This is a genomic window from Parvibaculum sp. (assembly GCF_040882025.1).
In the GTDB taxonomy this organism is placed as follows: domain Bacteria; phylum Pseudomonadota; class Alphaproteobacteria; order Parvibaculales; family Parvibaculaceae; genus Parvibaculum.
This window is the reverse complement of the sequence record NZ_JBBECC010000193.1, coordinates 1-11,044: the sequence shown is the minus strand read 5'-3', so window position 1 is coordinate 11,044 and position 11,044 is coordinate 1. Positions and strand designations below refer to the sequence as shown.

Annotated in this window: 9 protein-coding genes; 5 read left to right on the top strand and 4 right to left on the bottom strand. The window is 63.0% G+C overall.

The window, feature by feature from the left end; translation table 11 throughout:
* Both WEB61_RS14765 and WEB61_RS14760 read right to left on the bottom strand, forming a co-directional pair.
* Positions 1-701: SDR family NAD(P)-dependent oxidoreductase (locus WEB61_RS14765; RefSeq protein WP_368065104.1), on the bottom strand; the 701-nt coding region annotated here is incomplete at its 3' end.
* 22 nt (positions 702-723) lie between these two features.
* The gene (locus tag WEB61_RS14760; RefSeq protein ID WP_368065103.1) at positions 724-2,304 is read right to left on the bottom strand and encodes an AMP-binding protein; all 1,581 of its coding nucleotides are present in this window, start codon (positions 2,302-2,304) and stop codon (positions 724-726) included.
* Positions 2,305-2,445: 141 nt separating this feature from the next.
* Here WEB61_RS14760 and WEB61_RS14755 point away from each other — a divergent pair, with 141 nt between their 5' ends.
* From WEB61_RS14755 to WEB61_RS14745, 3 genes are all read left to right on the top strand, one after another.
* Positions 2,446-3,531, top strand: a complete 1,086-nt coding sequence (locus WEB61_RS14755; protein ID WP_368065102.1) for a lipid A deacylase LpxR family protein — start codon at positions 2,446-2,448, stop codon at positions 3,529-3,531.
* A gap of 67 nt (positions 3,532-3,598) precedes the next feature.
* Entirely contained in the window at positions 3,599-4,741 is a 1,143-nt protein-coding gene (locus WEB61_RS14750; RefSeq protein ID WP_368065101.1) for a DUF819 domain-containing protein, read from the top strand.
* A gap of 77 nt (positions 4,742-4,818) precedes the next feature.
* Positions 4,819-5,628, top strand: coding sequence for an enoyl-CoA hydratase (locus WEB61_RS14745; RefSeq protein WP_368065100.1), 810 nt, complete (start codon positions 4,819-4,821; stop codon positions 5,626-5,628).
* Positions 5,629-5,658: 30 nt separating this feature from the next.
* Here WEB61_RS14745 and WEB61_RS14740 read toward each other — a convergent pair whose 3' ends face one another.
* Positions 5,659-6,474, bottom strand: coding sequence for a reverse transcriptase family protein (locus WEB61_RS14740; RefSeq protein ID WP_368065099.1), 816 nt, complete (start codon positions 6,472-6,474; stop codon positions 5,659-5,661).
* Positions 6,475-6,565: 91 nt separating this feature from the next.
* Complete coding sequence (locus WEB61_RS14735; protein ID WP_368065098.1) at positions 6,566-6,874, bottom strand: helix-turn-helix transcriptional regulator; 309 nt, start codon at positions 6,872-6,874, stop codon at positions 6,566-6,568.
* 632 nt (positions 6,875-7,506) lie between these two features.
* Here WEB61_RS14735 and WEB61_RS14730 point away from each other — a divergent pair.
* Both WEB61_RS14730 and WEB61_RS14725 read left to right on the top strand, forming a co-directional pair.
* On the top strand, positions 7,507-9,264 hold the full coding sequence (locus WEB61_RS14730) for an amidohydrolase family protein (RefSeq protein ID WP_368065097.1): 1,758 nt from the start codon (positions 7,507-7,509) through the stop codon (positions 9,262-9,264).
* 204 nt (positions 9,265-9,468) lie between these two features.
* The coding region (locus tag WEB61_RS14725) for a glycosyltransferase (RefSeq protein ID WP_368065096.1) at positions 9,469-11,044 on the top strand (1,576 nt) is incomplete at its 3' end.

Sequence of the window (11,044 nt, the reverse complement as noted above, 5' to 3'; positions counted from 1 at the left end):
ACGATGGGCGCGACGTTGGACGGATCGCGCGGATTCCATTCGCCGGGCTTTATTTCCTGCGGCGGCCCGAGATCTTCGGTCAGCCGCGTCAGCGCGCCCGGCGAAATCGCATTCGCGGTCACGCCGTAGCGGATCAGTTCCTTTGCCGCGATCAGCGTCAGCGAGGCGATGCCGGCTTTCGCCGCACCGTAATTGGTCTGCCCCGGATTGCAGAAGAGGCCCGACACCGAGGTCGTGTTGATGATGCGCGCATCGTTCTGCTCGCCGGCCTTGGCGCGTTCGCGCCAATAGCCGACCGCGTGACGCATCGGACAGAAAGTGCCGCGCAAATGCACCTTGATGACCGCATCCCACTCGTCGATCGTCATGTTGAAGACCATGCGGTCGCGCAGGATGCCCGCATTGTTGACCAGCACGTCGAGCGTGCCATAGGTCGAGATCGCCTGGTCGATCATGCGTTTGGCGCCGTCCCAGTCGGAGACGTCGTCGCCATTGGCCACCGCCTCGCCGCCCATCGCCTTGATCTCGTCGGCGACGTCCTGTGCCGGTCCCGCCGAGCGCCCTTCGCCGTCGCGCGCGCCGCCGAGATCGTTGACCACCAGTTTCGCGCCCTGCCGCGCATATTCGAGGCAATATTCGCGGCCCAGCCCACGCGCGCCGCCGGTGACGATCACCACGCGGCCTTCGCAAATGCCCGCCATTTCGTCCTCCCCTTTTCGGTTTTCAGATTTTCTTGTCGCCCTGCCAATAGGCGTCGCGGATCGTGCGCCTGAGCACCTTGCCGGACGGCATGCGCGGCAGTTCCTGCATAAAGTCGACCGAGCGCGGACGCTGGTAGCCGGGCAGATTGTCGGCCGCGAAGGCGAGCAGTTCCTTTGCCATCGCCGCGTCGGGCTTGTAGCCCTCGTTCAACTCGACGACGAGCTTCACCTCCTCGCCCCATTCCTCGTTCGGCACGCCGACCGCGGCCGCATCGGCGACGGCTGGATGTTTCAAAATCTCCTGGTCGATTTCGGCCGGGTAGATGTTGACGCCGCCCGAGATGATGACCTCGGCGCTGCGGCCGGTGAGGAACAGAAATCCGTCCTCGTCGATGAAGCCCATGTCGCCCATGGTGTAGAAATCGCCGCGATAGGCGCCGTCGGTCTTTTCGGGCGCCTTGAAATATTCGAAGCGGCCGGTATCGGGCGCCTTGAAATAGATCGTGCCGACATCGTTCGGCTTCACCGGCTTGCCGTCCTCGTCATGCACCTCGACGACGACGCCGGGCAGCGGCTTGCCGACCGTACCCTTCTTCGCCGGCCATTCATGGCTGTCGACGAAAATGCCGCCGCCTTCAGTCGCCGCGTAATATTCAAACACCACCGGACCGAACCAGGCGATGGACCCTTCCTTCACATGCGCGGGGCAGGGCGCCGCGCCGTGCAATATCCAGCGCAAGGACGACGTATCGTATTTCGCCTTGGTCGTCTCCGGCAGTTGCAGCATCCGGTGCAGCATGGTCGGCACGACATGGGTGTGCGTGATGCGGTATTCGGCGACGAGACGCAACGTTTCTTCCGCATCCCATTTATCCATCAGCACGCAGCCGACGCCGGAATTGATCGGAAAGCTCAGATTGAGCGCCAGGGGTGCTGCGTGATAGAGCGGGCCGGTGACGAGCGCCAGGTCGCCCTCGCGAAAGGCGGCCGTCTCGGTCAGTTTCACCAGCAGCGGCGAGGGGGGCACGGCCTGACGGCGATAGACGCCTTTCGGGTGACCGGTCGTGCCCGAGGTATACATCATCTGTGTACCGAGCACCGGGTCGACAAGATCGCTCCCCTCCTCCGCCGCGAGCGCCGCGTCATAGAGGGTAAAGCCCGGCAGCGCGCCGCCGACCGCGAGCTTCGCGATCAGGCCCGGCGCCTTCTCCGCGGCTTCGGCGGCCGAGGCCGGGAAGCGCGCATCGGCGATGAAGGCCTTCGCCTCGCAATTGTCGACGATATAGGCGACTTCCGAGCCCTTGAGGTGCCAGTTGACCGGCGTCAGGCGAAAGCCGCCGCGCTGGCAGGCCGCCACCGTCTCGGCGAATTCCGGGCGGTTGGAACAGAGCAGTGCCACCGCGTCGCCGGCCCTGAGGCCCGCCCGCCTGAGCGCCCCGACCAACCGGTTCGCGTTGGCGTTGAGCTCGCCATAGGTCCGGTTGCCGGCCTCGGAAAAAATCGCGGGCCTTTCAGGCGCCTGCGCCGCGTGCCACGCCACCACCATGCCCGCCGCCGCCGCGTCCTCGCGGCTCCATACGGGCGTCGCTTCCGCAACCGCCATCCGAATTCCTCCCCTGAAGCGCCTTGCTGGCGCCTTTTTTGGTTTGCAGTTTGCCTTTGCCATATTGGACAGGCGGGGGCTCCCCGGCGTCAAGCCACTTCGCGGAGTTCCCGTCCGCGCTTTTCACGAGGTTTCGCATAGATGAGAGCTTTCCTGATCGGTGCGGCCGCTCTTTTCGGCGCCGTCGCGGCGGGCATGCCGGCGGCATCCGCGGCGGAGAACGAGGCGGAAGAGGTGGCGGCGGAGGCCGATACCGGCCGTTCGTTCCTCACTTTCCAGGTCGAAAACGACCTCTTCGCCAATTTTGCCAATTCCGATCGCCATTATACGAACGGGCTGCAGGTCGCCTGGCTGTCGCGGCCACAGCGGAACCTGTCGGGATGGCTTACGGAATTTTCCTCGCCGCCCTTCTATTCGCTGGTCTTTCCGACCGGCAATTTCGACTACAAGAGCCACCGCTTCGGAGTCGCGCTCGGCCACGCGATCTTCACGCCCGACGACACCATGACGACGCTGCCCCAGCCGAACGACCGGCCCTATGCGGCATGGCTCCACACGACCTTCTCGCTGCAAAGCGTCCGCTCGAGCACGATCACGGGCGAGGCGTGGCAGGATCAGTGGAAACTCGATCTCGGCGTGGTCGGCCCGGCCGCGCAAGGTGAGTTCGTGCAGAACGAGTGGCACAATCTCATCGGCGCCGACGAAGCCAATGGCTGGGACAACCAGATCGAAAACGAGATCGGCCTCAATCTGAGCTTCGAGCGCGCCTGGCGGAGTTCCACCTTCGCCACACCGGACATCATCGGCCTCGAAACCGACATCATCCCCTACACGATCATCTCGCTCGGCAATGTGCAGACCTATGCGGGGTTCGGCGGCACCTTCCGTGTCGGCCCGTCGCTCCCCAACGATTTCGGCCCGACGCGCATCTATCCCGGCGTCGGCGGCTCGGAATGGTTCGAGCCGGCGGATACGGGCTGCAGTTGCTATCTCTTCGCCGGCTTCGAGGGCCGCGGCATCGCGCGCGACATCTTTCTCGACGGCAACACGTTCCGCGACAGCCCGAGCGTCCAGAAGCGCCATTTCGTCTATGACGCGAAACTCGGCATGGTTTTCGTGGTCTGGGACACGCGGGTCGCCTTCACCCATGTGTTCCGCAGCCGCGAATATGAAGGACAGGCAAAACCCGACCAGTTCGGTTCGGTCTCGGTCAACTTCGCGCTGTAGCTTGCCTTCCCCGGCAGCCTCCGCATGATGGGCGCTGACGAATCGAACGCCCCCGGGGAGCGCCTTCATGAACCTGCCGCTGATCGCCGCCGACAACATGTTCGGCCTCCTCTTCGCCTTTCTGGGGCTTGCCGCTTTCGGCTTCTGGTCGGAGCGCACGCGCCTCGGCCAATGGATTTCCGGCGTCATCCTGACGATCTTCGCCGGCATGCTGCTGGCCAATCTGCGCATCGTGCCGTTTGCCTCGCCGTTTCACGACATGGTCTGGGCTTACGTCGTGCCGCTCGCGATCCCGCTCCTCCTCTTCAAGGCGGATATGAAAAAGATCCTGCCCGAAAGCGGCAAGATGCTGCTGGCTTTCGTCATCGCCGTCATCGGCACGGTGGCGGGCGTCCTTGTGGGCTTCGCGCTCGTCGACATGGGCCCCTCGGGACACATGGTCGCCGGCGCGCTCGGCGCGAGCTGGATCGGCGGCTCGATGAATTTTGCCGCCGTCTCGACCGCGAACGGCCTTATCGCCGACGGTACGCTGACGGCGGCAACCGCCGCGGCCGACAATGTGATGGCCGCCTTCTTCATCGCCTTCCTGCTGATGCTGCCCGGCGTCGCCTGGCTCGCGCGCCTCATCCCCTCGAAGATCATCGAGGAAGAGGTGCACGCGCATGAGCATCCGGAGGAAGAGAAAAAGCCCGTGCTCGACATGGGCGCACTGGCGCTGCAGCTTTTCCTCGCCGCCGCCTGTTGTTTCGTCGGCTTCGAAACCGCCGCGCTCTTCGGCATCCCGCAATACGGCGTCCTTTTCGTCACCGTCAACGCACTCCTGATCGCCAACATCTTCCCCGCGCAGATGCACCGGCTCGAAGGCGGCTTCACGCTCGGCATGTTCTTCATGTATCTCTTCTTCGGCGTCATCGGCGCTGCCGCCGACATCGTGCTGATGGTCGAGACGGCGATGCCGATCTTCCTTTTCGTCTTCATCATGGCCACCGTTCACATCGCCGTCGTGCTCGCGGGCGCGAAACTCTTCCGCATCGATCTCGCCGAGGCGCTCGTCATTTCCAACACCGTCGCCGTCGGCCCCGCCACAGCGGCCGCCATGGCCGCCGGCAAGCGCTGGCACGGGCTTGTCACGCCCGGCGTCATGTTCGGCGTGCTCGGCTATGCGGTCGCCAATTTCATCGGCGTCGCGCTGACGCAATGGCTGGGGTGAGGAAGCGGCGCCCATTTGCTCCCCTCTCCCGATCCCGATAGAACTGCCGCAAAGCCATTCCATCGAGGAGAAACCCCATGTCCGAGCCCGTCATCCTGGTCGAGAAGTCCGGCGCCGTCGCCACCGTGACGCTCAATCGCCCGAGCGCCATGAACGCGCTGTCGCGCGATCTGCGCCGCGCCATCGCCGAGACCTTCGAGGCGCTTGAAGCCGACGATAACATCCGCGTCGCGATCCTGACCGGGGCCGGCAAGGCGTTCTGCGCCGGGCTCGACCTCAAGGAACTGGGCGGCGACGCCAGCGCAGTCGGCGGAAGCCCCGATGGTTCGGGGGGCGGCGTCAATTCGACCATCGGCGACAAGGACCCGGTCACTTCCATCGGCCGCTTTTCGGGCCCGGTCATCGGCGCGATCAACGGCGTCGCCATCACCGGCGGTTTCGAACTCGCCATTGCCTGCGACGTGCTGATCTGTTCGGAGAATGCGCGCTTCGCCGACACCCATGCCCGCGTCGGCATCCTGCCCGGCTGGGGCCTCAGCCAGAAGCTCAGCCGCGCCATCGGCATCTACCGCGCCAAGGAATTGTCGCTGACCGGCAATTTCCTCAGCGCGCAGCAGGCGAATGAGTGGGGCCTCGTCAACCGTGTCGTGCCGGCCGAGGAACTGTTGCCGACCGCGCGCAAACTCGCCGACGACATGCTGTCGGTCGTGCCGCAATGCCTGCCCGCCTACAAGAAACTGATCGATGACGGCTTCGCGCAAGATTTCGGCACCGCGCTGAAGACCGAGCGGCAATTCTCCAACGCCGCCAACAAATCCGTCGCACCCGAGGAAATCGCCGCGCGGCGCGAGGGGATCCAGAACCGGGGCAAGCAGCAGACGTCGTGAGGAGCAGAAACGATCTTGAATGGCAATCTGCTAGCGGGCGCCTTCAATTTGCTGGCGCTGGGCGATGTGTCCGGCGATCTTGTTGTCCAAGCGGGTTTTGAGTTTCGGATTTTTTGTACTCCGACGCTCTGCCCGGAGCTCGGCGATCCGCTTCAGCTGCCTGTTCGGAATTTTTGTTTCGTCGCCCCGGACGATTACGCCGGTGATATCTGCCGGCTTCGATATCAAACTCAGTTCTTTTTCCCGTTTGAGTTTCATTCCGTGGCTGTGCACAACCTGTTTGATGCCCCAGATCAATTTCTTTGGCACCACTTGGCCCGAAATTGTGATGTCATCGGCATACACGCTGAGAGTGCACCCAGCGTCTTCCACCAAGCGTGAAATTTTCCGCCACATCGAACCATTTGAGAAGTACGCCAAAATCGGGCTGCATGGCGAACCTTGAGGCAAGCATCCTTGGTATGTTGTTAGGCGGACGAGGATAGCGGCCACGTCTGGAGAGCAGCCCAGCTCGCGTCGAAAGAAGTGCGCTACATTGCTCGCCGTACAGCTCGGAAAATAATCTGCGACATCAAGCAGCCAGAATGCCTTTGCGCCACGATGCCGCGCGGCGTTGTCAACGTATGACCTTCCTTTTACCGGACTAAATAGAAAGTCCGGAGGAAGTATCCTTCCGAGCAAGACCGCGATCCGCTTTTGCAGAGATTTCAATTTTGTATCGGGAATATCGATAGGCCGATAGTTTGCGGCATCCGCCGGGCTCGGCGGCTCTTTAAGCCACGAATCTTCTTTCTTATGCTTCCATCGACGCACATACAGATCGTCGCGCTTTGTTAGATCAGCCAACGTCTTTTCCGTGGTCTGGAGAACCTTTGCGAGCCTTGCCCGACTCTTCATTTTATTGAGGGCAGAATCTACGAGTTCGTAGCGAGGCTCATTAGACCGCTTCGGCATCTGCTTTTCTTTCGACGAACTTCAGGATATCCAAGACTCGGCCGGCCAATTTTGTTCGTACCTTTTCACCGCTTTTTGCATTAGGTAGTTCCTCCGCAAAAAACATGATCGAGGAAACCGGTATCCGAAACTCAAGCGAATATCGTTCAATTAAATCAAGCGATGGTTTCTTAGTGCCTTTTTCAATTTCGGAAATATGAGATTTAGAAACCTCTAGCCTCTCAGCAAGCTCAAACTGCTTCAAATCATGAAAGACGCGGATAAGTCTGAGTGCTTCATTGATCATTTTCATCACCCATCCGTGGTTACGCACACTAGACATTAGGTTGGCGGCTTACCCGTAAGGTGCAACTACCTCGATCACCCACCGGATGATCCGGTAGACAATCCAAGCCATCTGGAGGATGGCCCTCAGAGTAAGCGGGCTCCGGAGTTTCCTCCAGAATCCGCGACGCCGCCGACGCCGGTGTGTGGTTTCAGGAACGCTCATCAGCGTTTCTCCTCTGTTAGCCTTGACCGACTGCCCACAGTGGGCCGTCGCACCAAGGGTCCTCGCCTAACAGAGACGGAACCGACATCTTCACCCTTTGCCTAGACGCGATAGCAGTCCTTGCTATCGCGTCTGCTTCGCCCGTCACGCCCTCTCCCGCCGGGATCGGTCGTGCGGATGAAACGGTAGAGAGTAATTCTACTCTCCGCGCTGCGGCATGAGCCGCAGCTGGGTATGAGGGACTTCTTCTCGTTGTTCACACGAGATACAACCTAAGGGATGGAGAAGCGGTTTTCAAGGATAAAGTTCACTTTCAGCGAACTTTTTTCTCTGGCGTGATCCTTCCTCGCGCCACCCGCCGCTATGTCGGCGCGGGCCCATTTCCGCTATCCTCCCTCCAAAGCCATTAGAGCCATTTCCGGGAGGGAAACCCCATGAGCAGTACGACGCACCAGCATGACATCGTGATCCGCGGCGGCACCGTTTACGACGGCACGGGGGCGGCGCCCTTCGCGGCCGATATCGCCATCGACAATGGCGTCATCGTCGCGGTCGGCAAGGTTTCGGGCGCGGGCGCCGAGGAGATCGACGCGCGCGGCCAGATCGTCACGCCGGGCTTCATCGACGTCCACACACATTATGACGGCCAGGTGACGTGGGATCCCTTCCTGCAGCCCTCCACCTTTCACGGCGTCACCACCGCCGTCATGGGCAATTGCGGCGTCGGCTTCGCGCCCTGCAAGCCCGAACAGCGCGAATGGCTGCTCGGCCTGATGGAAGGCGTGGAAGATATTCCGGGTACGGCGCTTGCCGAAGGCATCAAGTGGAACTGGGAGAGCTTCGCCGAATATATGGACGCGGTCGCGGCCTCGCCGCTCGCCGTCGATGTCGGCCTGCAAATTCCGCATGCCGCCGTGCGCGCCTATGTGATGGGCGAGCGGGCGCCGGCGCTCGAAGCCGCGACCGAAGCCGACACCGCCGAAATGGCGCGGCTCGTCGTCGAGGCGCTCGAAGCCGGCGCGCTCGGCTTTTCAACCTCGCGCACGGTGAAACATAAAGACGTGAAGGGCGGTTCGACGCCGACGCTGAAGGCCGAGGCGATGGAACTGCACGGCATCGCCCGCGCGATGGGCAAATCGGGCAAGGGCGTCTTGCAGCTGATCGCCGACTTCAAGGACACCGATGCCGAGTTTGCGATGCTGCGCGGCATGGTCGAGCTTTCGGGCCGCCCGATGTCGATCACCATCGAACAGGACGACCGCTGGCCGGATGTCTGGGCCCGCGTGCTCGAAAACATCGCGCAGGCCAATGCCGCCGGCCTGCCGATCAAGGGCCAGGTGCCGCCGCGCGCCACGGGCCTCTTGCTCGGCCTCACCGCCTCGCTCAATCCCTTCGTGATGCACCAGACCTTCCGGCAGATCTGGGGCGCGCCGCTCGAGCAACAGTTGAAGGCGCTGCGCGACCCCGAATTCCGCGCGAAGCTTCTTGCCGAGGAGCCGGCATATCCCGCCGGCGAAATCATCGAGATGCTTTGCACCGCCTATCACAAGATGTTCGCGCTGGGCGAGCGTCCGGATTACGAGCCGGCGCCGGAGCAGAGCGCGAAAGCGGTTGCCGAACGCACCGGCAAACACCCGCGTGAAGTCGTGCTCGACTGGATGCTGGAGCGCGACGGCAAGGCGCTCCTTTATTTTCCGCTGATGAATTATCACTGCGGCAGCCTCGCCGATGTCGAGAAAATGCTGACGCACCCGAACACCGCCTTCGGGCTTTCGGATGGCGGCGCGCATTGCGGCATCATCTGCGATGTCAGCTTTCCGACGACGCTCCTGACCCATTGGGGCCGCGACCGCACGCGCGGCCGCAAGCTGCCGCTCGAATGGCTGGTGCATGGGCTGACCGGCCGCAATGCCGATCTCGTGGGGCTCCACGACCGCGGTATCCTCGCGCCCGGCATGAAGGCCGATGTCAACGTGATCGACTTCGATCGGCTCACGCTCCATTCGCCGCATATCGTCAACGACCTGCCGGCCGGCGGCAAACGGCTGATCCAGAAGACCGACGGTTATACCGCCAGCATCGTTTCCGGCGCCGTCGCCTTCCGCAATGGCGAGCCGACCGGCGTGCTGGGCGGCCGCCTGATCCGCGGCGCACAAGGGCGTCCGGCGGGGGCGCGCATCGCGGCCGATTGAGGGACTGAAAAACAAGGCAGTGTTTGTGGCCCACCCCTCCAAACACCTCCGGAGACCGGCGAAAACCGGAGCCTCCCGCCTCTTTTTTGCCAGCGCGCCGCCCTTGCCCTAATTTCGTCACCGAGCGGTTGGAAGAGAGGGGTGGCGAGCGCTCCTTCCGGGGCGGTCGGCCTCCCATAGTCGCTGTTTTCCGCGGATTTCCCGATGGACGAACCCGAGTTGCCGACGCCCGCGCCCGAAGCCGCCCCCGAGCCGGCGCCCGCCGACCCGCGCGCCTGGCACCGTTCGGCCTTTGTGCGGCAGGCGGCCTTCCTCTTTCTGGTGCTGCCGCTCGTCATCGCGGCCAATCTCGCGGTCTGGGCCGCCTTCAACCAGCCCCATCACGCCGAGGCCTGGACCGGCGACATTGTCGGCTTTTCCTACAGCCCCTATCGCCAGGACCAGAACCCGCAACGCAACCAACATCCCTCGGCCGCCCAGATCGAGGCGGACATGCAGCTCCTCTCGGGCACCGTTCAGGCGATCCGCACCTACAGCGTCATTCGCGGCCAGGAGCGCATTCCCGAAATCGCCTCGGGCTACGGACTTTCGGTCGCACCCGGCGCATGGATCGACACCGACCTCGCGCGCAACGAACAGGAACTGGGGGCGCTGATCGAGCTCGCGCCCCGGCGCAATGTGGTGCGCGCCATGGTCGGCAACGAAGCCCTGCTGCGCGCCGACGTCACGGTCGATGAACTCATTGCCTATATCCGCCGCGCCAAGCGGAAAATCTGGAAACCCGTTTCCACCGCCGAGCCGCCGCATATCTGGCTCAAGCATCCCGAGCTCGTCAAAGAGGTCGATTTCATCGGTGTGCAGATCCTGCCCTATTGGGAAGGCATTCCGGTCGGCATCGCGGTCGACGCCGTTTTCGAGCGTCTCGCCGAGTTGACGGCCGCCTATCCCGGCAAGCCCATCGTCCTTTCCGAAGTCGGCTGGCCGAGCCGCGGCAAGGTCATTCCGCGCCGCCCCTATCCGGGCCTCGCGCCCGACGAACTCGATACCGAAGCCGTGCCGTCGCTGGTCAACCAGGCGACCTTCCTGCGCGAATTCCTCAACCGCGCCAAACAGGAAGACATCACCTATTACGTCATCGAGGCTTTCGACCAGCCGTGGAAGGCCTCGGAAGAGGGTGCGGCGGGCGCCTTCTGGGGCATCTACAATGCCGACCGGCAGCCGAAATTCCCGATGGCCGGCAGCATTTCCGAGGCGCCCGAATGGCGCTTCTGGGCCTCGCTCGCGGCCGGCCTCGCGCTGCTGCCGGCGATGCTCTTCATCCTGCGCCAGAGCCATATCCGCCCCACCGGCATCGTCTTCTTCGCGGTCCTGACGCAGATCGCGGGCTCGGCCATTGCCTGGGCCGGCCTTTCCGTCACCGGGCTTTATTTCACCTGGGTCGGCGCCACCGTCTGGAGCTTTCTCTTTTTCGCGCAGGGCCTGTTATTGATCGTGCTGCTGACGGAAGCGATCGAATTCGTCGAGGTCATCTGGACGCGGCACGGCGCGCGCCACTTCAAGCCCTTCGACGAAAAGGCCGTCAGCCCGACCGCCAAGGTCTCGATCCATGTGCCGATCCACAACGAGCCGCCCGAGATGGTGAAGGAGACGCTGAGGGCATTGTCGCAGCTCGACTACGCCAATTTCGAAGTGCTGGTCCTCGACAACAACACGACCGATCCGGAAGTCTGGCAGCCGGTGCGCGACTATTGCGCGGCGCTCGGGCCCCGCTTCCGCTTCT

Coding starts and splice junctions, on each gene's coding strand:
- WEB61_RS14760 (WP_368065103.1), bottom strand. CDS start 2,304: ATGGCGGTTGCGGAAGCGACGCCCGTATGGAGCCGCGAGGACGCGGCG.
- WEB61_RS14755 (WP_368065102.1), top strand. CDS start 2,446: ATGAGAGCTTTCCTGATCGGTGCGGCCGCTCTTTTCGGCGCCGTCGCG.
- WEB61_RS14750 (WP_368065101.1), top strand. CDS start 3,599: ATGAACCTGCCGCTGATCGCCGCCGACAACATGTTCGGCCTCCTCTTC.
- WEB61_RS14745 (WP_368065100.1), top strand. CDS start 4,819: ATGTCCGAGCCCGTCATCCTGGTCGAGAAGTCCGGCGCCGTCGCCACC.
- WEB61_RS14735 (WP_368065098.1), bottom strand. CDS start 6,874: ATGAAAATGATCAATGAAGCACTCAGACTTATCCGCGTCTTTCATGAT.
- WEB61_RS14730 (WP_368065097.1), top strand. CDS start 7,507: ATGAGCAGTACGACGCACCAGCATGACATCGTGATCCGCGGCGGCACC.